The sequence below is a fragment of the Roseomonas aerilata DSM 19363 genome (assembly GCF_000711725.1).
Classification (GTDB): domain Bacteria; phylum Pseudomonadota; class Alphaproteobacteria; order Acetobacterales; family Acetobacteraceae; genus Roseomonas; species Roseomonas aerilata.
Genome location: NZ_JONP01000003.1, coordinates 186,976 through 207,261, shown reverse-complemented (window position 1 = coordinate 207,261; position 20,286 = coordinate 186,976). Strand labels below are relative to the sequence as shown.

Here is a 20,286-nt window from a genome sequence, read left to right as displayed (position 1 = left end):
CCTTCTAACCGGGCCCGCCGCGCGCTACATCCGGCTGTCCACCTTTCGTTCCTGATCGGGCACCCCTTGGCGAAACCCTCCCACCGCTTCGTCTGCCAGTCCTGCGGCACCGTACACCCGAAGTGGCAGGGCAAATGCGAGGGCTGCGGCGCCTGGAACACCCTCGCCGAGGAGGTGGTGGAGGCCCGCGCGCCCGGCCCGGCCAAGGCGGCCCTCGGCGGAAGGCGCGTCGAGTTCGTCCCCCTCAAGGGCCAGTCCTCCCCCCCGCCCCGCACCCGAACCGGCATGGCGGAGCTGGACCGCGTCCTCGGCGGCGGCTTCGTTCCGGGCTCAGTGGTGCTGGTCGGCGGCGACCCTGGCATCGGCAAGTCCACCATCCTCCTCCAGGCCGCCGCCCGCGTGGCCGAGGCCGGAAAGCGCACCCTCTACGTCTCCGGCGAGGAGGCGATCGAGCAGGTCCGGCTTCGCGCCCTTCGGCTCGGCGTCTCGGGTGCCCCGCTCGGCCTCGCCGCCGCCTCCTCCCTCCGCGACATCCTCGCGAGCCTGGAGGAGGAGCGCGACGTTGGCCTGGTCATCATGGACTCCATCCAGACGGTCTGGCTGGACAGCCTCGATTCCGCCCCCGGCACCGTCTCCCAGGTCCGCGCCTGCGCGGCCGAGCTGGGACGGCTCGCCAAGTCGCGCGGGTTCGCCCTCGTCCTCGTCGGCCATGTGACAAAGGAGGGAACCCTCGCCGGCCCCCGTGTGCTCGAGCACATGGTGGACGCGACCCTCTATTTCGAAGGCGACCGCGGCCACCAGTTCCGCATCCTCCGCGCCACCAAGAACCGTTTCGGCGCGACCGACGAGATCGGCGTCTTCGAGATGACCGAAACCGGCCTCGCCGAGGTCCCCAACCCCTCCGCCCTCTTCCTCGCGGAGCGCCGCGGCAATGTTTCCGGCTCCGCCGTCTTCGCGGGGCTGGAGGGCACGCGGCCCGTGTTGGTGGAGGTCCAGGCCCTCCTCTCCCCCTCCGCGGGAGGCAGCCCGCGGCGGCAGGTGGTGGGATGGGACTCCGGCCGGCTGGCCATGCTGCTGGCGGTGCTGGAGAGCCGTTGCCGCATGACGCTCGGCATGAACGACGTCTACCTCAACATCGCCGGCGGCCTGCGAATCAACGAGCCGGCGGCGGACCTCGCCGTCGCCGCCGCCCTCGTCTCCGCCGCGACCGACCGCCCCTGCTCCCCCGACACCGTCTATTTCGGCGAGGTCGGCCTCTCCGGCGAGATACGCCAGGTCGCTCAGACCGAGCTCCGCCTGCGGGAGGCCGCCAAGCTCGGCTTCTCCGCCGCCACCCTGCCCCGCCGCGTCGCCCGCGGCGGCCGCGCCCTCAGCGCGCCCGAGGGTCTGCGCCTGAGCGAGACCGGCCACCTTGCCGACCTCGTGGCGCCTTTCGCAGCAGGCGCTACCCGCAAGCCGGCGGCGAAGGAAAAGGCGAAGCCCGAGCCCGCCGAGGCCGAGTTCGACTGACCGGCCGGCGCCCTTCCCATGGCAGGGCAACATGCCACCCCCGCACTGACCGGGCCGTCTGGCGCGTGACGTGGCGGCGCGGCATCGCTATATCCCGCCGCATATGACCTGGGTCGATGCCGTCTTCCTCGCGCTGGTCGCCGTCTCCGGCGTGATCGGCTACATGCGCGGCCTCGTCCGCGAGGTCCTGGGCGTGGGCGCCTGGGTGGGCGCGATCTTCTTCGCCTTCTACATGCTCAGCGGCACCCGTGGCCTCTTTGCGGACATGTTCCCGCAGGAATGGATGGCCGACGCCGCCGCCCTGGCCGCGGTCTTCGTCGTCACCCTCATCATCCTCAAGATCATCATCGCCTTCATCGCGGGCGGCGTCCGGAACTCCGTCCTCGGCGGGGTGGACCGCGCGCTCGGCATCGTCTTCGGCCTTGGTCGGGGCGTCGTCGTGCTCCTCGTCGCCTATATCGCGGCGGGCGCCTTCGTGCCGAACCCCGAGCTCTGGCCCGCCCCCGTGCGGGGCGCGCGCAGCATGCCGCTCATTGCGGACGGAGCGGTCTGGTTGAACGAGCAGCTGCCCCCCAAGTACCGGCCACGCCTCCCCGACGCGTCCACCGGCCGCGCCCCCACCGCCGACGAACTCCTGCGCCCGCCCGCGCGGAACCGGACCTGATCCCCATGACGGACCTGACCACCAACCCGCTCGCGAGCGAGGACGACGGCTTCCACGAGGAATGCGGCGTCTTCGGCGTGTGGAACTCCCCCGACGCGGCCGCCCTCACCGCTCTCGGCCTGCACGCCCTGCAGCACCGCGGCCAGGAGGCGTCCGGCATCGTCTCCCTCGGTGAGAAGGGCTTCCGCAGCCACAAGGGCCTCGGCCTCGTCGGCGACATCTTCGGCGACGCGCGGGTCATGGCAAGCCTGCCCGGCCGCGCCGCCGTCGGCCACAACCGCTACGCCACAGCCGGCGAGACGGCGCTGCGCAACGTCCAGCCCCTCTACGCCGACTTCGCCTTCGGCGGCTTCGCCGTCGCCCATAACGGCAACCTCACCAACGCGCTCGCCCTTCGCCGCCAGCTCGTCCGCCGCGGCTGCCTCTTCCAGTCCTCCACGGATTCGGAGGTCTTCGTCCACCTTATCGCCATCTCCCTCTACGCGACGGTGCTCGACCGGCTGATCGACGCGCTGAAGCAGGTGGATGGCGCCTACTCCCTCGTCGCCCTGCACGACGGCGCCCTGATGGGCGTGCGCGACCCGCTGGGCGTGCGCCCCCTCGTCCTCGGCCGCCTCGGGCCCGACCAGAACAACGCCTGGGTGCTGGCGAGCGAGACCTGCGCGCTGGACATCGTCGGTGCCGAGTTCGTGCGCGACATCGAGCCCGGCGAGATCGTGGTGATCGACGACGACGGCGTGCGCAGCATCAAGCCCTTCGCCGAGACCAGCAGCCGCTTCTGCATCTTCGAGTACATCTACTTCGCCCGCCCCGACTCCGTGGTCGAGGGCACCCCCGTCTACGAGGCCCGCAAGGGCATCGGCCGGGAACTGGCGATCGAGAGCGGCGTCGAGGCCGACGTGGTCGTGCCCGTCCCGGATTCGGGCGTTCCCGCCGCGATGGGCTACTCCAAGGAGGCCGGCATCCCCTTCGAGCTGGGGATCATCCGCAACCACTATGTCGGCCGCACCTTCATCGAGCCGACCGACAGCATCCGCCACCTCGGCGTGAAGCTGAAGCACTCTGCCAACCGCGCGATGCTCGAGGGCAAGCGGGTGATCCTGGTGGACGACTCGATCGTCCGCGGCACCACCAGCAAGAAGATCGTCGAGATGGTCCGCCAGGCCGGCGCGCGGGAGGTGCACATGCGCATCTCATCCCCGCCCACAACCCATTCCTGCTTCTACGGCATCGACACGCCCGAGCGGGAGAAGCTGCTCGCCTCCAACCACAGCGTGGAGGAGATGGCCCGCATCATCGGCGCCGACAGCCTCGCCTTCATCTCGCTCGACGGCCTCTACCGCGCGCTCGGCCGCAAGGGCCGGGACGCGAAGGATCCCGGCTACTGCGACGCCTGTTTCACGGGGGACTACTCCATCCCGCTGACCGACCTCGAGGGCCACCCCGAGCGGCGGGAGGCGCTGCTGGCGCTGAACGGCGTATGAACATCCGCCCGCTGGAGGGCCGCGTCGCCCTCGTCACTGGCGCCTCCCGCGGGATCGGCGCCGCCACCGCAGTGGAGCTCGCCCGCCTCGGCGCGCATCTCGTCCTGATCTCCCGCACCCAGGGCGGCCTTGAGGAAACCGACGACAGCATCCGCGGCCTCGGCGGCAGCGCCACCCTCCTGCCCTTCGACCTGACGAAAGAGGGCGACGAGCTCGACCTCCTCGGCCCCTCCGTGATGGAGCGCTTTGGGCGGCTCGACATCCTTGTCCATGCCGCCGGCACGCTCGGCGCCCTCACCCCCGTCTCCCACATCACGCCGAAGGATTGGGCAGAGGCGGTGGCAGTGAACCTCACCGCCGCCTGGCGCCTCATCCGCACGCTGGACCCGCCGCTCCGCGCCTCCGATGCCGGCCGCGCCGTCGTCCTCACCAGCGGCCGCGCGCGGGAGCCGAAGCCCTATTGGGGCCTCTACGGCGCTACCAAGGCCGGCCTTGAACACCTGACCACCACCTGGGCCGCCGAGGTCGCCAACACGCCGCTGCGTGTAAACCTCTTCGATCCCGGCGCCGTCGCGACCCGCCTACGCGCCAAGGCGATGCCGGGCGAGGACCCGACCTCCATCGCCCAGCCGGTGGATGTCGCCCCCCGCATCGCCGCCCTCTGCCTGCCCGACGAGGTGCGGAGCGGAGAGGTCGTCGAGGCAGCCTAAAGCTCCCCGTCGGACCAGGGAGGAAACAAGCGGCGGGTTTTCGTGGCATTCGCCGCCGCGCGGGAGCAGGCTCCGCCGAAATTCGCATCGTGGGAGGACAGCATGCTTCCTCTGACGCGCGCCCGCGCCGCAACCACGGCGGCATGGCTGATCGGAGCCATGCTCTACATCCCCTCGGCCCTGGCCCAGCCACCAGCCGGCGATGCGGCCGAACCCGGCGCGGGACGATGGCGAACCTGGGTTCTGTCCTCCTCCAGCCAGTTCCGCCTGCCGCCCCCGCCGGACGCAGCGGCCACGCGCGACGAGCTGGGCGAGCTCCAAAAGCTGGCGATGGGCCGCGACCCGGAAACCCGCCGCCGCATCGCCTGGTGGGCGGCCGTGGCGCCTTCCTACCGGTGGAACCAGGTCGCGCTGGAGGCGTCCCTCCGCGCCGGGCTGAGCGCGAATCTCGCCTCCCGCCGGCTCGCCCTGCTCCACACCGCGCTCGCGGACGGCATGGTCGCGGCCTGGGACAGCAAATACGTCCATGCCCGTCCGCGGCCAGCCGCTACCGACCCCACCCTCTCCACGGTGGGCGCGACGCCGTCCAGCCCCTCCTATCCCGACGAGCACGCGGTGGCCGGAGCCATTGCCGCGACGATTCTGAGCGAGCTCTTCCCGCAACGGGCGGCCGAGTTCGCGCGCCTCGCCGCGGAGTCCGGCAGGATGCGCCTCCTGGCGGGCGTTGCCTTCCCGAGCGACGTTGCGGCCGGCGCCACCCTCGGCGCCCAGGTCGCCGCGGCGGCGCTGGAGCGCGGGCGCAAGGACCGGTCGGATCAGCCCTGGACCGGCAGCGTCCCGGCGGGCCCCGGCCTCTGGAGCGGCACCAACCCGGTCTTCCCCCAGGCCGCGACCTGGCGGCCCTGGCTGCTCGAAACGCCCGACGAGTTCCGCCCCCCGCCCCCGGCCGCCCATGACTCCCCCGAGCGGGCTGCGGAGATGGAGTTTCTTCGCGGCTTTCCGCGCGCGCCCGCCACGAGCGCCCGGGCGCTGTTTTGGGAGGCCGCGGTCGGCGGGCTGCGCAACCACGAGTACTGGAACAACCACGCCGGACGCCTGCTGCTCGAATCCGGCCAGGCGGCCAGCGCGCCCCGTGCCGCGCGGGCCTATGCCCTGCTCAACGTCGCCTTCTACGACGCGGGGGTCGCGTGCTGGGACGCGAAATATACCTACTGGACGATCCGGCCCTTCCAGCTCGATCCCCGGTTCCAGCCGGTCTTCGCGACGCCGAACCACCCGAGCTACCCGGCCGCGCACGCCTGCTACTCCACGACCTCCGCCCTGGTCCTCGCACATCTCTTCCCGGAGGATGCCGCCGCGCTGATGGCCCTGGCCCGCGAGTCCGGCGAATCCCGCATCTGGGCCGGCATCCACTACCCCAGCGACGTCGCCGCCGGGCAGCAACTGGCCGAGCGGGTGGCCGCCCGCGCGATCGAGCGGGCGCGCGAGGACGGCGCCGAGGCGGGCCCGCCCTGATCGGGGGCGGGTCGCCGCCTCACTCCTCCGAATAAGGGTTGTCGGTCCCTCGCAGGTTCAGCCGCACCGGCACGCCCGGCATGTCGAAGGCGTCGCGGAAGGAGTTCACGAGGTAGCGCCGGTAGTCCTCCGGCAGCAGCTCCGCCCGCGTGCCGAAAATGGCGATCGTCGGCGGGCGCGCCTTGGGCATGGTGGCGTAGCGCAGCTTCAGCCGCTTGCCCTCCACCAGCGGCGGCTGGTGGCGCGTCAGCGCGTCCTCGAACCAGCGGTTCAGCGCCCCCGTCGGGATACGGCGGTTCCACACCTCGTAGGCCTCGCGCACCGTCGGCATCAGCTTCTCGACGCCTTTCCCGGTCGCCGCCGAGAGCGGCACGACAAGGATGCCGCGAAGCTGCGCGAGGGAGGAGGTCAGCACGTCCTCCACCCGCCGCCGCGCCGCCTCCCGGTCCTCCACGGCGTCCCATTTGTTGAAGGCAATGACGATCGCCCGCCCCTCGCGCTCCGCGAGGCGGGCGATCCGAAGGTCCTGCTCGTCCATCCCCTGCACGGCATCGACCACCAGCACGGCGATCTCGCATTCCTTCAAGGCCGCGATGGTGGCGGCGGTGGACATCTGCTCCAGCGCCTGGGTGATCCGCGCCCGGCGACGCAGCCCTGCGGTATCCACCAGCCGCACCGGCTTGCCCGTCTCGTCGATCCACTTCACCGCCACGGAATCCCGGGTGAGGCCGGGCTCGGGGCCGGTGATCATCCGCTCCTCGCCCAGCAGGGCGTTCAGCAGGGTGGACTTGCCGGCATTCGGCCGCCCGACGATCGCCAAGCGCAGCGGACGATCGGCGTCGTCCTCCTCCTCTTCCACCTCGGGCTCGGGCGGCAGGGCCTCGCGGATCTCGTCGTGCAGTTCGCCGAAGCCGTCCCCGTGCTCACCCGAAACCGGCAGCGGGGCACCGAGGCCCAGCTCATAGGCCTCCAGCGAGTTGGCGGCGCCCTGCCGGCCCTCGGCCTTGTTGGCCAGCACCAGCACGGGCTTGCCCTGGCGGCGCAGCCACTGGGCGAAAGCGCGGTCGGAGGGCGTGAGGCCGGTGCGGACATCCACCACGAAGAGCACGAGGTCCGCGCCCCGCAGTGCCGCCTCGGAGCTCGCGCGCATCCGGCCGGGGATGGTGTCGGGCGCGGATTCCTCCAGCCCGGCGGTGTCCACGAGCAGCACGTCGCGCCCGGCGATGCGCGCGACCACCTCCTTGCGGTCGCGCGTCACGCCGGGCGTGTCATCCACGATGGCGATGCGCCGCCCGGCGAGGCGGTTGAACAGGGTGGACTTGCCCACGTTGGGGCGGCCCATGACGACGATACGGGGGAGCATGGGGCGCAAGAGCACCGACGGCGCCCAGGGGTCAAGCGCGGCCTTGGCGGGTCACGCCCCCGCGCAGGGCGTGGTCGGGCACGGCCAGCGCCAATCAGTCCCGGCCAGACGGCGCGGCCGGGCGGCCGTACCCTCCGGCGGGCGCGGGATCAGTCGCCGCGGAACGCCACCAGCGTGCCCTCGTCCGTCACGAGGTAGAGCGTCCCGCCCGCCGCGATGGGCTGGAGCGTCGCCCCGTTCGGCAGCCGTATACGGCTCGAGACCGCGCCCTCGGCCGGATCGACCACCAGCAGCTCCCCGCCCGAGGAGGGCACGAGGATCGACCCGCCCGCCACGAGCGGCGAGCCGAAGGTAACGGGGTTGCGCCGCCGGTCGCGCGCGCTGCGCTCGTCGAGCACCGTCACCCAGCGCACCCGTCCATCGGCGCGGCCGAGGGCGACGAGTTGGCTGTCCGGCGTCACCACGAAGATCCACTCGCCGGCCACCGCGGGCGAGTAGTTGCTGCCGACGTCCCGCTCCCAGAGGCGGCGGCCGGAGCGCAGGTCCACCATCAGCGAGGTGCCCGCCTGGCCCGAGGCGAAGACGCGGCCATCGGTGATCACGGGCAGGCCGCGCACGCCGGCCAGCTCCGCCATGCTGCCGCGCTGCCCGCCCGGCCCGGCCGAGAGGCTCTCCGTCCAGATCACGCGCCCGTCCGAGGCTCGCAGCGCCGCCAGCTCGCCCGAGGGAAGCCCGGCCACCACGCTCTCGCCCTCCACCGCCGGCGCCGGCAGGCCGAGCGGCACGGCGGAGACCACGGTGCTGCGATAGGTCCAGAGGCTCCGCCCGTCCTCCGTGGAGAGGGCGGCGAGCTGGTTCTCCACCGTCGGCACGAAGATCCGCCCGCCGGCGACCGAGGGCGCGCCCCGCGTCGGCGCGCCAACCGGCGCTCGCCAGCGCACCTCCCCCGTGCCAGGGTCCAGCGCCAGCACCTCGGCCATGCCTGTCGCGACGTAGAGCGTGCCATCGGCGAAGGCGAGGCCCGCGCCGACCGCGCCCACGTCGTCCTTGTCCGGCGTCGTCTCGCGCTGCCAGCGCCGGCCGCCACGGGCCGTGTCGAAGGCCGAGACGGTGCCGAAGGCGTCGGCGGCGAAGACCGTGTCGTTCGCCACGATCGGCCCGCCCGTGATGCGCCGCCGGTAGGAGGAGCCGGTGCCGATGCTCGCGCGCCAGACCTCCCGCAGCCCCGTCCCCACGGCCGAGGGCCCCGGGTCATGCGAGAGCGTGCCACCCGAGAAGGGCCACTCGGTCCGCATCACCGGCGCCGGGAGCTGCACGGGCCGCCCGGCGCTGGCGGGATCGATCGCCAGTTCCCGATCCTGCTGGATGACCGGCAGCCGCTCGCCCGGCAGCGGCGTCTTCTTGTCGCCGAGGATGCCGTCGATCGTCTCGCAGCCCGAGAGCGCAAGGGCCGCGCCGCCCAGCAGCAGGCCGCGGCGGGAGGAGGTCGGCATCATCGGCGTCGCGCGCTCCGCATGGGTTGGTCAGGCATTGGGAAGCCCCGCCGCGACCCGTGCCGCCCGGTCCCGCATCGCCTGCGGCGTCGCCGGATCGGCGGCCAGGGCTTCCAGGATCTGGCGCGCCTCCCCGCCCCGGCCCTGCCGGACGGCGATAAGCGCCTGCAGCTCGCGCGCCGAGGCCCGCCAGGGATTGCCCTCCGCCGTCAGCGGCGTGACGCGGGCGACGAGCATTGCGGGATCCTGCGTATCCAGCCCGTGCAGCACCCAGTTGAGGCTCGCGAGATCGCGGTAGAGCGCGTCGGCCGCGCTGTCGCCGGCAACGGCGTCCCACTCGGCCAGGGCGCCGGGCAGGTCGCCTGTCTCGGACTTCAGCGCGGCGGCGCGCAGCCGGGCGAGCACGCGGTAGCCCTCCGGCGCCTGGGCCGCGATGTCGTCGAAGCGCGCGGCGGCCGCCTTCAGGTCCGCGCCAGGCCGCTCCGCCTCGCGGTGGACGATGAGGAAGGCATTCGCCGCCGCCTCGGACTCGCGCGTCTGGTACCAGCGCCAGCCCTGCCAGCCGCCCACCGCCACCAGGGCGAGCAGCGCCACCGCGGCCAGGATGCCGCCGTAGCGAAGGCCAAGCTGCCGGGCGCGCTCGGCGCGGAGATCCTCGCGCACCTCGTCGAAGATGTCGGGCAAGCGGGTTCCTTCCCCCTGGGTGCCGCAGAGGCCACCTCCTGGATGGCCGGGCCCGGGGGTATAGCGGGACCGTCACGAGGCGTTAAGCCCGCTCGGCCTAGCATGCCCCCATGCGCCGCCCCGCCCCCCCTCTCCCGTTCCGCCCCATGGTGCCCCGGAGGCTGTCCGGGCTGCTGCTGGCCGTGTTGCTGGCCGCCCTGCCCAGCTGCGGCGCCGTGGTGCCGCTGGCCGCGGTCAACGGGGTCTCGCTCATGGTCACCGGCCGGGCCGTGCCGGACCTCGTGGTCTCCGGCGTCACCGGGCGGGACTGCTCGGTCGCCTATCTCGACGCGAAGGAGCGCTACTGCCGCCCGGAGCAGGTGGCGGTGGAGCAGCCGCGCTGCACGCGAAGCCTCGGCTCCGTCGATTGCTGGACCGGGCCCGTGCCGGGCAACCCGCCGCCGCGCGAGGTCGGACAGGTCCTCCCGACCGCGCCGCGAGAGCCCTGGCCCGAGCGAATTCTGTAACCGACCAGCAACGAATGCTTGGAAAAACCACGGGAAGACACCATCTTAGCAGCACCAGGGCCCCGGCGCGGGCCCACTGCCCTCTCTCCTCCACGAAAGAGTTAGGACCCCCCATGGCCCGATCCACGGCCGCGGCGCCCAAGCGCGCTCCCGCCCCCACGCGCGCGGCCTTCAACCGCCTCTCCGCCGTGCTTCAGCGCGGCGCAACCCCCGAGCGCATGGTCCGCGAGGTCGAATCCGTCGTGGACGACCTGCGCACGAGCGGCGACGAGGAGGAACTGCGCGGCTGGCTCGAGGAACTCTACGAGGGCTTCCAGGAAAGCACCGAGGCCGCTGTCGAGGCGATCGACGAGGTGGAGCCGACCGAGAAGGCCGCCCGCCGCCACGCCGAGAACGCGGCCAACGCCATGGCCGCCATCCGCGACGCCTTCGGGCGGCATCTCGGGCGGGGCGGCTAGGCGGCCGGCCCCGGGCTCCCGTCCCGGGCCCTCGTCCTAGGCCCGAGTCCCCTCGAAACGCACCGGCGCCCCACCTGGGGTCCCCAGCACCTCGTCCTCGCGCATCACCGCGCGCCCCCGCACCACGGTCATCACCGGCCAGCCCTGGCAGCGGGAGCCGACGAAGGGGCTCCAGCCGCAGGGCGAGACGAGCCAATCCTGCTCGATCACCCGGCTGCGGCCCATGTCCACCACCGTGAAGTCCGCGTCGTAGCCGGCCGCGATCCGACCCTTGCCGATCGCGCCGTAGACGCGGGCCGGCCCGGCCGCCATCAGGTCCACCAGTCGCGCGAGGGAGAGGCGCCCCTCGGAGACGTGGTTGAGCATCATCGGCACGATGGTCTGCACGCCCGTCAGCCCGGCGGCCGTGGCGGGCCAGGGGCGCTCCTTCGCGGCGCGGGAATGCGGGGCGTGGTCGCTGCCCACCGTGTCCACCGTGCCATTGGCCACCGCCGCCCAGGCGGCGTCGTAGTGACGCTTGTCGCGGATTGGCGGGTTCATTACGGCAAGGGCGCCCAGCGCGTCGTAGGCGTCCGGCGCCCACTGGGTCAGGTGGTTCAGCAGCACCTCTACCGTCGCCACGTCGCGGAAGTCGCGGAGATAATCCAGCTCCTCGGCCGTGGAGACGTGCAGGATGTGGGCGGGGCGGTTCGTCTTGCGCGCCAGGGCCATCAGGCGACGCGTCCCGAGAAAGGCGCATTCCACGTCGCGCCATTCGGCATGCAGTCGGTGCGGCCCGCCATCCGCGAACATCGGCTTCCTCGCCTGCAGCCGGTACTCGTCCTCGGAGTGGTAGGCGATGCGGCGCCCGCCGTTACGCATCACGCGCTCCAGCGTCTCGTCGTCCTCGATCATCAGGTCCCCGGTGGAGGAGCCGGCGAAGACCTTGATGGCGCAGACATTCGGCTCCCGCTCCAGCGTGCCGAGCTCGCCCACGTTGCTCCGCGCGCCGCCGACATACATGCCGACATCGCACCAGGCCTTCTCGCGGATGTAGCCGCGCTTCCAGTCGAGCTGCTCGACCGAGGTGATGGAGGGTTGGGTATTCGGCATGTCGAACACCGCGGTCAGCCCGCCCAGCACCGCGCCCCTGGTGCCGGTTTCCAGCGTCTCCACCGCGGGGTCGCCGGGGTCGCGCAGATGGACGTGCGGGTCGATCAGGCCGGGCAGCACGTGCAGGCCGGAGCAGTCGATCACTTCCGTGGCCTCGTCGGTGCGGAGGTCGCCCACTGTCACGACCTTCCCGGCGCGCACGGCGACATCGGTTACGGCCTCGCCCCAGGGAAGGACGACGGTGCCGCCGCGCAGGATCAGATCGTAGCTCGCCATCTCGCCCCAGCCCTCTTTGCCAGCGCGGGGTGATAGCCCAGGGCCCGGCGGGGCGGGAGGGCGATTTCCCCTACCACCCCTCCCGGCCTATCATCGGGGCCAAGAGGAAGCGCCCCCTCCGTAAGGTGATACGCATATGCCGGCTCGGTTGGCCCAGTTGCCGGCCCCTTTGCAGTGGGCTCTCCTCATCGCGCTCGCGCTTCTCCTCGGCCTGGGCGGGCGGCTCCTGGGGCTGCCGGGTTCCTCGCTGCTGGGTGCCCTCATCGCGGCCATCGGGCTCAGCCTGGTGGGCGTCTCCATCCGAATGCCGCGGCGAATCTACGTCGCGAGCCAGGGGCTGGTGGGGTGCCTCATCTCCACCACCATCACGGCTGCCATCCTCCACTCCTTCGTCGAGGACTGGCCCTATATCGCGGCGGCGGCCCTCGGCACGCTCGTCGTCAGTGTCCTGCTCGGCTGGGTGCTCAGCGTCGGGCGCGTGCTGCCAGGCACCACGGCCATCTGGGGCACGGCGCCCGGGGGGGCCTCGGCCATGGTGGTGATGGCGGAGGCCTATGGCGCCGACGTGCGGCTGGTGGCGCTGATGCAGTACCTACGGGTGGTCTGCGTCGTCGGCGTGGCGGTCTTCGTCGCCCACGGGCTGGCCATCGCCTCACCCGGCGCGGCTCCTGCCCTGGCCGCCGCGCCGACGCGGCCGGAGGCGGTCGCGGCCGCGGTGGTGCTGGCGCTGGTCGGCGCCTGGGCCGGGCGCGTCTCGCGCATCCCGGCGGGGCCCATGTTGCTGCCGATGATCGCGGGCGCCACCCTCCAGTCGGCGGGGGTGTTCCAGATCCAGGTGCCGCTCTGGCTCAGCACGATCGGCTTCGGAGCCATCGGCTTCCAGATCGGCCTCGGCTTCACCCGGGGCGTCCTGGCCCAGGCGGCGGCGGCCCTGCCGAAGATCCTTCTCTGCATCGCCGTGCTGATCGCGCTCTGCGGGCTGATGTCGGTGGCCCTCGCCCACGCGCTGGGGCTCGACCCGCTGACCGCCTATCTCGCCATGAGCCCGGGGGGCATCGACTCCGTCGCGGCCATCGGGGCCTCGAGCGGGGCGGACATGTCCTTCGTCATGGCGCTGCAGACTGCGCGGATGCTGGTGGTGCTGCTGTTCGGCCCGCCGCTCGCGCGCGCCCTCTCGCGGCGCTCGGGGGGGTAGCCCCCCTACCAGGTCAGCTCGGCGACGGTGATCCGGTTCTCCGCCAGCGGCCAGGCGCGGGCGACCAGCCGTTCCTCGTTGAACAGGCCCGCGATGGCGGTGCCGATCCGCTCGGCCGGCAGCCGTGCGATGGCGGTGGCGCCGGCAGGAACGCCGCGCGGCAGGTCGGTGGGCTCGGCGCCATCCAGCAGCACGACATCGCGCGGGATGCCGTAGTAGCCGCGCGGGCGGCTGAAGCGAACCAGGGCGGCGGCGGCGCGATCGGCGGCGGCGGGCGGCGCGGCCGGACGCAGGTTCACCACCAAGGAGGAGCGGGGGAAAGGGTTCCGGTAGGAATGGGTGATCGGGTGCCCCGGTGCCGCGACGACGATCTCGAGGTTCCAGTCCGGCGCCACCGTCACCGGGCCCCAGCGCCCGTCCTCGCCTGTGGTGCGACGGTGGACCGCCTCCCCCATCCTCTCCCCATCGTCCGGCGACACGCGGAAGACCTCCACCACAGCCCCCGCCACGGGGCGGTTCGTCTGGATGCCGCCGGGCGTGCCCGTCACCCGCCCGTTGAGCACCGGCCGCGCCTCCGGCACCACGGAGAGCCGGTCCGGTTCCTTGCCGCCGATGAAGCGGAACATCTCGCGGAAGGCCCGGGCGGAATAGGCGGTCTCGCGGTGGTCCACCCCGGGCATGACGAGGTTGGTCGCGCCCTTCAGCGCCGGGCTGTCCGGCCCGACGCCGGTCGGCACGCCGGGCCGCCCGGCATAGCGCCCGTCCGGCTGGGCGTAGAGGTCGTTCGAATCCGAGCGCAGCGCGAGGAAGGCCGTGCCCGGCACCACCTGGGATTCCCCTGAGTTCAGCGCGCGCAGCAGGGCGGAGCGCTTGTTGAACTCCCGCCCCGCATTCTCCTCCCAGTCGTAGATGCCGTTGTTCGGGGTGCCACAGGTCACGACATGGGAGACCTCCGCGCCGCCGCCGTGCAGCTGCACATGGTTGCGGATGGGGTAGCCGCCGCGCGAGTTCCCCACCAGCGCCACCCGCGCCGCCCCCGTCCGCGCCCGCAACGCCGCGATCTCCGCTGCCAGTTCCCGCCAGGCGTCGTCGGAGGAGGAGCGCATCGGCTGGGCCACCGCGTCGTCGTCTCGTGCCAGCGGGTCGGTGAAGTCGAGCGCGTGCAGGCGGTCCCACGGCCAGCCATTGCTCTCGAAGCGCCAGAGAGTGGTCATCCACAGCGCCGAGTGGTCGCCATTTCCGTGCACGAAGAGGATGGGGGGCAGGGAGGCCTCCTGGGCATGGGCGAGGCGGGGAAGGAGAGGGGCGAGGGCCATCGCCCCGAGCATCGCGCGCCGGGAGTGCTTCATCTTCCGCGTTTCCTCGCTCTTCATCCTTGCCCGGCTATCCTAGGCAGCGCAGCGGATTGGAACAGATGCCGGGGATCGGCGTTTCAACCATGGAACGTTGTGCAGACCCGGGGGGCGGGACCCCGGATGGATGGGCCAGTTCGGATCCCGCGACGCCGCCCCTCCCGAGGCGGGCGTCGTCGGCCCATTCCTTTGATCGGCCGCCAAGCGCGCCTTAGCGGCCCGGTGTCGGCCCGGTCCCGAGAAGCCGGAGGTAGCGCGGCAGCACCGCCTCCCAATTGAGGTCGCGCCGAACGCGCGCCGCCGCGGCCGCGCCCAAGCGCCGGCGCAGCTCCTCGTCCCCTAGCAGCCGCGCGAGCGCCTCGGCCACCGCCGCCGGGTCGGCGCCGTCGCATACGAGACCTGTCTCCCCGTCCCTCACCGCCTCGGCGGAGCCCCCGTCGCGCCCTGCCAACGACGGCAGCCCGTACCAGGCCGCCTCCAGGTAGACGAGGCCGTAGCCCTCCACCGAGGCACCCTCCCGCCGCGACGGCATGGCGAATAGGTCGGCCCCAGAGTAGAGAGCCGCTTTCGTCGCGGCGTCCACGACACGGCCGACGAAGCGCACCCGCTCCTCTACTCCCATCTCGCGAGCGAGACCCTCCAGCCGCGCCCGGTCCGTCCCCTCCCCCGCCACGGCGTAGCGCAGGCCAGGATGGCGCGCGGCCAGCGCGGGCAGGGCGCGGATCACGGCGTCGATCCCCTTGCGCGGCTCCAGCCGCGCGACGGTCAGCAGCAGCGGCCCTTCGCCGCGCAGCCCGGCCACCACGGCGCGCGCCTCGGCCGGGGGATCGGGTTGGGGCGGTACGGGCAGGTGCACGACCACCGGCGGCGGCGCGGCGGGGGTCAGGTAGGGGCGGAGCAGCCCCTCGGTGAAGGCGGAATTCGGCGCGATGGCCCCTGCCCCCGCCAACGCCCGCTCGATCCGCCGCCGCTTCCCCGCGCTTGGCGAGGGCGGGAATTCCGATCCATGGGCGAGCACGAGGCTCGGCACGGGGGCGCGTGGCAGCACCTCCAGGCTTTTCCAGCTATCGGCGATCACGGCGCGCAGGGGCAGGCGGGTGAGCAACCGCCGCGCGGCCATTCCCTTGCGCAGCCGCCGCAGCGGGCGCGGCCCGCCGAAGCGGCGCAGCACGATCCCGGCGGGCCAGTCGGGCTCCACGAGGTCCCGGCCCCGGATATGGTCCGCCAGCACCAGCACCTTCTCCCCGCCCGCCGCCAGCGCGCGCGCAAGCCCGCCCATCAGCGCCTCGATCCCGCCGGGATCGGGCGGAAAGTTCTGGGTGAGGATGAGGATCAAGTCGGTGACCGGCTCACGCCGGGATCGGGGTGGGCAGCAGGGCGCGGGCGGCCTCTACCGCGCTCTCGACCGAAAGACCCGCCATAGTGTCATCGGGCGAGACCACCGCCCGGGCCGCGCGGCCGATCGGCCCGTACTCGTCGGCCGGTGTCGGCCCGAAGAGGCCGAGCGTCGGCGCCCCCGCCGCGGCCGAGAGGTGCATCAGCCCCGAATCATTGCCCACGAAGAGCCGCGCCCGCGCCAGCAGCGCCGCCGCCTCAGGCAGGGAGAGCCCGCCGACGAGGTTCAACGCGCCGGGCAGCGCGGCCACGACGGGGGCCGCCATGACCCGCTCCGCCTCGCCCGGCCCGCCCAGCAGCACCGGCCGGGCGCCTTCCAGCGGGCCGCCTGTTCCCGTCAGGGCCCCGGCGAGCGCCACAAAGCGCTCCGCCGGCCAGACCTTGCCGCCCCAGTTGGCCGTGGGTCCCAGCGCCAGGACCGGGCGGTCGTCGCCCAGCAGTTCCGCCGCCCGCCGGCTATCCTCGGGCGCGAACCACGCCACTGGGGGCGGCGGCGGGCTGATCCGCAGCACCGCCGCGATATGCCCGATCCGGTGCCCCGGCCGTCGGCCGCCGCGCATCACCACCCGTCGCCGCGCCGGCACCATCCAGCCGAGCGCCGAGCCGCGCAGGTCCACCACCAGGTCCCAGACCGTCCGCGCGACCTCGGCCCAGAGAACCGGCCAGTGCATCGAGAAGCGCCGCTTGGCGACGACGATCGTGCGCTCGCGCCCCGGCATGCGCGCGAAGACGCCCTCGGCCACGGGGCCGCAGGCAACGGTGATCCGCGCCCCCGGATAGGTCCGCAGGAGGTGGTCGAGCAGGCCGGTGGAGAGCACGGCGTCGCCGATCCGGGTGGAGGTGACAAAGAGGATCCGCATGAGCGCGGCGGGTTTAGCACGTCCCGCGGTGCCTGGGGCGAGAGGGAAGGTTGCGCGCGAGGAAATGTCGCCCGGGGACGAGGGTGCTTGCGCCGCGCGGGCCGCCCCCCGATCTGCCCCCTATGTCCAGCGCACCCCTTCCCGATCGCGGCCTCGTCGAGGTCACCGGCCCAGACCGCATCGGCTTCCTCCAGGGACTCGTCTCCAACGACATGACGGGACTGGGCTCGGGGATGGCTTGGTCGGCGCTGCTCTCGCCGCAGGGCAAGTGGCTGACGGACTTCCTCGCCTTCGAGGCGGCGGAACTGGTGCCGGATGCCATCCTGCTCGATCTGCCACGCGCCGACGCGCCCCTGCTGGTCGAGAAGCTCCTCCGCTTCCGCCTCCGCTCGAAGGTGACGCTGGCGGACCGCTCGGGAGAGATCGCGGTTGGCGCCGCCTGGGACGGGGAGCCGCCGGCAGCCGCCACCATCCGCCGCGACCCGCGCCTGCCGGAGGCGGGCTGGCGCGTCTACGGCGCGGACCTGGCCGGCGATCCCGCCGACTACGACCGCCACCGCCTGCTCCTCGGCCTGCCCGAGGGCGCGCTCGACCTCGATCGCGACAAGACCGTGCTGCTGGAGGCCGGCTTCGACGAGCTGGGCGGCATCGCCTGGGAGAAGGGCTGCTACATGGGCCAGGAGCTGACGGCGCGCACCCGCTATCGCGGCCTGCTCAAGCGCCGCCTGGTTCCGGTCCTGGTGGAGGGCGCCGTGCCGCCTCGCGACACCCCCGTCATGCTCGATGGCGCGACGGTGGGGGAAATGCGCTCGGGCCGCGACGGGCTGGGCCTCGCCCTGCTGCGCCTGGAGGCGGCCGGGGCCCCCGCGCTCGCCTGCGGCGGCGCGGTGCTGCGCCCGCGCGTGCCGTCCTGGATGAGGCTGCCCAGCCCCGCCGCTTAGAGCCGGTTGTCAAAATTCGCGGGCGAGCCGCCCTGCAACCAGGATTATGCAGGCGGCCTGAAGCAGCGACTGAATGACAAAGCCGAGCCGGTCGTGGCGCAGTGCCAAGCGTCTGTTCTCCAGCACCCAGGCATTGCTGCGCTCGACGGGCCAGCGCCGTCTTCCCAGCTTGGCTGCCGATCACAAGCGTCGATCACCGTGACGATAAGATGCAGAAGTTTGAGATCCACTGTGGCTGTCCCTGTCCGCTCATGCAGAGATGGACAGCGGCAGCACAGGACCGCCGATCAGGCCAGATCAACTGGAAGCAATCACAAGCACTGGCTGGCGTGGTTCACTGCTGGTGCTCCCGCCTTTGCGTGAACGAGAGGAAAGCGAGAAAGGCAGGTGTCCGTAGTGATTCCAAACGGGCCGTTGTCACGGATTTTCTTTGCCAGTCGCGTGGTAGCGGGCGAACCATATGCCCAGCAGGAACGCGGCCGTGAGGGGAGCGACCATGTCTACCCGGGAGGAGGCAGCCAAGCTCATTGAGGCCGCGAGGCATCTTGGCCCAACCATCATGGGCATGCGCGACGAGATCGAGCGCGAGCGCCGGTTGCCTGCGCCTCTTTTCGAGCAGCTACGGGATCTTGGCTTCTTCTCGCTCCTCCTACCTCGATCCTTCGGCGGACTTGAGCTGAGCCTGACGGACTACATCAAGGTGGTGGAGGCGGTGAGCCGGTTGGACAGCTCGGTGGGCTGGTGCGTGACCATTGGCGGCGGCGCCCCCGCGTGGCTCTCGGGCTTCCTGCCCGAGGCCGTCGCGCGCCGGATTTTCGTGGAGGACCGGTCACTGGTGTCCGGAGCACTCGGACCCATCGGCCGGGCCGTGCCTGTGCCAGGCGGCTACCGGATGACCGGACACTGGCCCTTTGGCAGCGGCATCATGCACAGCGTTTGGACCGCCTCGGGGTGCGTGGTGATGGACGGCGACGCGCCCCGCCGCAAGGCGGACGGCGCGCCCGACACGCGGATCCTGTTCGCCCCGACCACCGCGGTGGAGATCATCGACACTTGGTATGTCAGCGGCCTTCGGGGAACAGGGAGCCACGACTACCGAGTGACCGACGTGTTCGTCCCGGAGTCCCATGCCATCGCACTGGGCCAAGATCCAGTGGTGCCTGGCCCCCTCTATGCCCTTCCGCCGCCCACCGTCTTTGGGACTACGATCGCAGCGGTGCCGCTTGGCATCGCGCGGGCCGCCCTGGATACGGTCAGGCAAATGAGCGCTGGGAAGACGCCGCGGATCGGTGCGGCGCTGCTACGGGACAGGCCCGTGGTTCAGGCAGCCATTGGGCGGGCCGAGGCGCAGCTACGGGCCGCCCGGGCCTTCCTGTTCGAGGCCTGCGAGGAGGCTTGCAGCGCGACCTCAAATGGTATGCCGGTGACCCTGGAGCAGCGCGCCGCGGTGCGGCTGGCCTTGGCCCAGGCCGGGGAGGCTGCGAAGGGGGTCGTGCAAATCGCCTACGACATCGGCGGCGGCACCTCGGTCTACGACAGTTGTCCCCTGCAGCGCTGCTTCCGCGACGTGCATACGGCGTCGCAACACCTCCAGGTTCAAGGCGTGGGTTTCGAGACCGCTGGCCGCGTCCTGCTCGGTCTGGAGCCGGGCACGCCTGTTCTTTGAGGTCAAACAGGCATGGACATACTCGGCATCCGGAAAAACGAACTCCACCAGAGGTAGATATGGAAACTGCCGCTTAGGGCATAAGCTTCCCAGGATCACAGAACGCGAGGAAACGGCTTGCCCGAAACTTCCATGAGGGGGGATGGCGTCATCCCCGGCGGCGTGCTCGTCGCGCGGCGCGTGACCGAGGCGGTGGCCGAGCGCGCCCGCCAGCGCTTTGGCGCCATCATCACGGACCACGACATGACCGCGGACGAGGCGCTCGGCATCGTGGCGGAGAAGGGCCTGGCCGCCGTGGTCACGGGCGGCAAGGTGCGGATCACCGCCGCCCACGCGGCCAAGCTGCCGCCGAGCCTGCGGATTGTCGCCAACACGAGCGTCGGCCACGACCACATGGATTCGGAGGCGGTGAAGGCCGCGGGCGTCGTCGTCACCAACACGCCGGACGTGCTGACGGATTGCACGGCGGACCTCGCCTTCATGCTGCTGCTGAACGCCTGCCGCCGCGGCCACGAGTACGAGGCGATCATGCGCGCCGGATGGCGCAAGGGCTACGGGTTTCCGGACAATCTCGGCCTTCAGGTCAGCGGGAAGACGCTCGGCATCGTTGGCATGGGGCGGATCGGCCAGGCGATGGCCCAGCGGGCGCGCGGCTTCGGCATGACGGTCCTCTACCATAACCGCCGCCGGCTGCCGGCCGAGCAGGAGGCGGGGGCGGAATACTTCGCCGACCTCAACGAGATGCTTCCGCGCTGCGATATCCTCTCCCTCCACCTGCCCGGCGGCGAGGCCGGCACGCTGATGACGGCGGAGGCCTTCGCGCGGCTGCCCCGCGGCGCCGTCTTCGTGAACACCGCCCGCGGCTCGCTGGTGGACGAGGACGCGCTGATCGAGGCGCTGAAGTCCGGCCAGCTCTTCGCCGCCGGCCTCGACGTCTTCCGGCGCGAGCCCGATTTCGACCTCCGCTTCGCCGAGCTGCCCAACGTCTTCCTCACCCCGCATGTCGCGAGCGCCACGGTCGAGACGCGCAACGCCATGGGGTTCAAGGCACTCGACAACGTCGCCGCCGTGCTCTCGGGAAAGCCGCCGATCGATCCTGTCTGACAGACCTGTAGTGGAGGAA

At 72.3% G+C, this 20,286-nt stretch carries 18 protein-coding genes; 11 read left to right on the top strand and 7 right to left on the bottom strand.

Translation table 11 applies throughout. The annotated features are described in order from the left end of the window. The first annotated feature begins 66 nt into the window (after positions 1 to 66). From radA to BO39_RS05245, 5 genes are all read left to right on the top strand, one after another. Positions 67 to 1,509 (top strand): DNA repair protein RadA, encoded by a 1,443-nt coding sequence (gene radA / locus BO39_RS05265; protein ID WP_043830713.1) that lies wholly within the window; start codon positions 67 to 69, stop codon positions 1,507 to 1,509. A 70-nt stretch (positions 1,510 to 1,579) separates the two neighbouring features. Beyond that, positions 1,580 to 2,173 (top strand): CvpA family protein, encoded by a 594-nt coding sequence (locus BO39_RS05260; RefSeq protein WP_245614974.1) that lies wholly within the window; start codon positions 1,580 to 1,582, stop codon positions 2,171 to 2,173. A 5-nt stretch (positions 2,174 to 2,178) separates the two neighbouring features. Next, positions 2,179 to 3,657, top strand: coding sequence for an amidophosphoribosyltransferase (purF, locus tag BO39_RS05255; RefSeq protein WP_043830711.1), 1,479 nt, complete (start codon positions 2,179 to 2,181; stop codon positions 3,655 to 3,657). Next, positions 3,654 to 4,367, top strand: a complete 714-nt coding sequence (locus BO39_RS05250; RefSeq protein ID WP_043830710.1) for an SDR family NAD(P)-dependent oxidoreductase — start codon at positions 3,654 to 3,656, stop codon at positions 4,365 to 4,367. The genes purF and BO39_RS05250 overlap by 4 nt, the downstream gene beginning before the upstream one ends. Before the next feature lie 102 nt (positions 4,368 to 4,469). Continuing rightward, on the top strand, positions 4,470 to 5,882 hold the full coding sequence (locus BO39_RS05245; RefSeq protein ID WP_156963489.1) for a phosphatase PAP2 family protein: 1,413 nt from the start codon (positions 4,470 to 4,472) through the stop codon (positions 5,880 to 5,882). A gap of 19 nt (positions 5,883 to 5,901) precedes the next feature. Here the strand turns inward: BO39_RS05245 and der are convergent, their stop codons facing one another. From der to BO39_RS05230, 3 genes are all read right to left on the bottom strand, one after another. Further along, positions 5,902 to 7,245, bottom strand: a complete 1,344-nt coding sequence (gene der, locus BO39_RS05240; RefSeq protein ID WP_043830709.1) for a ribosome biogenesis GTPase Der — start codon at positions 7,243 to 7,245, stop codon at positions 5,902 to 5,904. Positions 7,246 to 7,394: 149 nt separating this feature from the next. Beyond that, positions 7,395 to 8,741 (bottom strand): outer membrane protein assembly factor BamB family protein, encoded by a 1,347-nt coding sequence (locus BO39_RS05235; RefSeq protein WP_043830708.1) that lies wholly within the window; start codon positions 8,739 to 8,741, stop codon positions 7,395 to 7,397. Positions 8,742 to 8,768: 27 nt separating this feature from the next. Further along, positions 8,769 to 9,422 (bottom strand): tetratricopeptide repeat protein, encoded by a 654-nt coding sequence (locus BO39_RS05230; protein WP_043830707.1) that lies wholly within the window; start codon positions 9,420 to 9,422, stop codon positions 8,769 to 8,771. A 110-nt stretch (positions 9,423 to 9,532) separates the two neighbouring features. Here BO39_RS05230 and BO39_RS05225 point away from each other — a divergent pair, with 110 nt between their 5' ends. Both BO39_RS05225 and BO39_RS05220 read left to right on the top strand, forming a co-directional pair. After that, positions 9,533 to 9,928 carry a hypothetical protein gene (locus BO39_RS05225; protein WP_156963487.1) on the top strand — a complete coding sequence of 132 codons (396 nt, stop codon included), beginning with the start codon at positions 9,533 to 9,535 and terminating at the stop codon, positions 9,926 to 9,928. A gap of 113 nt (positions 9,929 to 10,041) precedes the next feature. Next, positions 10,042 to 10,386 carry a hypothetical protein gene (locus tag BO39_RS05220; protein WP_043830704.1) on the top strand — a complete coding sequence of 115 codons (345 nt, stop codon included), beginning with the start codon at positions 10,042 to 10,044 and terminating at the stop codon, positions 10,384 to 10,386. Positions 10,387 to 10,422: 36 nt separating this feature from the next. Here BO39_RS05220 and BO39_RS05215 read toward each other — a convergent pair whose 3' ends face one another. After that, the gene (locus BO39_RS05215) at positions 10,423 to 11,754 is read right to left on the bottom strand and encodes a dihydroorotase (protein ID WP_043830702.1); all 1,332 of its coding nucleotides are present in this window, start codon (positions 11,752 to 11,754) and stop codon (positions 10,423 to 10,425) included. 136 nt (positions 11,755 to 11,890) lie between these two features. On the opposite strand from BO39_RS05215, the gene BO39_RS05210 reads away from it, so the two are divergent. Further along, on the top strand, positions 11,891 to 12,949 hold the full coding sequence (locus tag BO39_RS05210) for an AbrB family transcriptional regulator (protein ID WP_043830700.1): 1,059 nt from the start codon (positions 11,891 to 11,893) through the stop codon (positions 12,947 to 12,949). Between the two features lie 5 nt (positions 12,950 to 12,954). Here the strand turns inward: BO39_RS05210 and BO39_RS05205 are convergent, their stop codons facing one another. From BO39_RS05205 to BO39_RS05195, 3 genes are all read right to left on the bottom strand, one after another. Then, positions 12,955 to 14,298, bottom strand: coding sequence for a hydrolase (locus BO39_RS05205; protein WP_043830953.1), 1,344 nt, complete (start codon positions 14,296 to 14,298; stop codon positions 12,955 to 12,957). A gap of 214 nt (positions 14,299 to 14,512) precedes the next feature. After that, on the bottom strand, positions 14,513 to 15,637 hold the full coding sequence (locus BO39_RS05200) for a glycosyltransferase family 4 protein (RefSeq protein WP_052401546.1): 1,125 nt from the start codon (positions 15,635 to 15,637) through the stop codon (positions 14,513 to 14,515). A 13-nt stretch (positions 15,638 to 15,650) separates the two neighbouring features. Continuing rightward, on the bottom strand, positions 15,651 to 16,556 hold the full coding sequence (locus BO39_RS05195) for a glycosyltransferase family 9 protein (protein WP_043830698.1): 906 nt from the start codon (positions 16,554 to 16,556) through the stop codon (positions 15,651 to 15,653). Between the two features lie 122 nt (positions 16,557 to 16,678). Here BO39_RS05195 and ygfZ point away from each other — a divergent pair, with 122 nt between their 5' ends. The 3 genes from ygfZ (at position 16,679) to BO39_RS05180 (ending at position 20,267) form a co-directional block, all read left to right on the top strand. After that, positions 16,679 to 17,497 (top strand): CAF17-like 4Fe-4S cluster assembly/insertion protein YgfZ, encoded by an 819-nt coding sequence (gene ygfZ / locus BO39_RS05190; RefSeq protein WP_211257388.1) that lies wholly within the window; start codon positions 16,679 to 16,681, stop codon positions 17,495 to 17,497. 496 nt (positions 17,498 to 17,993) lie between these two features. Then, positions 17,994 to 19,163, top strand: coding sequence for an acyl-CoA dehydrogenase family protein (locus BO39_RS05185; protein WP_043830696.1), 1,170 nt, complete (start codon positions 17,994 to 17,996; stop codon positions 19,161 to 19,163). Between the two features lie 132 nt (positions 19,164 to 19,295). Beyond that, the gene (locus BO39_RS05180) at positions 19,296 to 20,267 is read left to right on the top strand and encodes a 2-hydroxyacid dehydrogenase (protein ID WP_043830694.1); all 972 of its coding nucleotides are present in this window, start codon (positions 19,296 to 19,298) and stop codon (positions 20,265 to 20,267) included. Positions 20,268 to 20,286 lie beyond the last annotated feature (19 nt).

Bases quoted from the DNA above. Each gene is read 5' to 3' on its own strand.
- purF (WP_043830711.1), top strand. From the start codon at position 2,179: ATGACGGACCTGACCACCAACCCGCTCGCGAGCGAGGACGACGGCTTC.
- BO39_RS05250 (WP_043830710.1), top strand. From the start codon at position 3,654: ATGAACATCCGCCCGCTGGAGGGCCGCGTCGCCCTCGTCACTGGCGCC.
- BO39_RS05245 (WP_156963489.1), top strand. From the start codon at position 4,470: ATGCTTCCTCTGACGCGCGCCCGCGCCGCAACCACGGCGGCATGGCTG.
- der (WP_043830709.1), bottom strand. From the start codon at position 7,245: ATGCTCCCCCGTATCGTCGTCATGGGCCGCCCCAACGTGGGCAAGTCC.
- BO39_RS05235 (WP_043830708.1), bottom strand. From the start codon at position 8,741: ATGATGCCGACCTCCTCCCGCCGCGGCCTGCTGCTGGGCGGCGCGGCC.
- BO39_RS05225 (WP_156963487.1), top strand. From the start codon at position 9,533: ATGCGCCGCCCCGCCCCCCCTCTCCCGTTCCGCCCCATGGTGCCCCGG.
- BO39_RS05220 (WP_043830704.1), top strand. From the start codon at position 10,042: ATGGCCCGATCCACGGCCGCGGCGCCCAAGCGCGCTCCCGCCCCCACG.
- BO39_RS05215 (WP_043830702.1), bottom strand. From the start codon at position 11,754: ATGGCGAGCTACGATCTGATCCTGCGCGGCGGCACCGTCGTCCTTCCC.
- BO39_RS05210 (WP_043830700.1), top strand. From the start codon at position 11,891: ATGCCGGCTCGGTTGGCCCAGTTGCCGGCCCCTTTGCAGTGGGCTCTC.
- BO39_RS05205 (WP_043830953.1), bottom strand. From the start codon at position 14,298: ATGAAGCACTCCCGGCGCGCGATGCTCGGGGCGATGGCCCTCGCCCCT.
- BO39_RS05195 (WP_043830698.1), bottom strand. From the start codon at position 16,556: ATGCGGATCCTCTTTGTCACCTCCACCCGGATCGGCGACGCCGTGCTC.
- ygfZ (WP_211257388.1), top strand. From the start codon at position 16,679: ATGTCCAGCGCACCCCTTCCCGATCGCGGCCTCGTCGAGGTCACCGGC.
- BO39_RS05185 (WP_043830696.1), top strand. From the start codon at position 17,994: ATGTCTACCCGGGAGGAGGCAGCCAAGCTCATTGAGGCCGCGAGGCAT.
- BO39_RS05180 (WP_043830694.1), top strand. From the start codon at position 19,296: ATGAGGGGGGATGGCGTCATCCCCGGCGGCGTGCTCGTCGCGCGGCGC.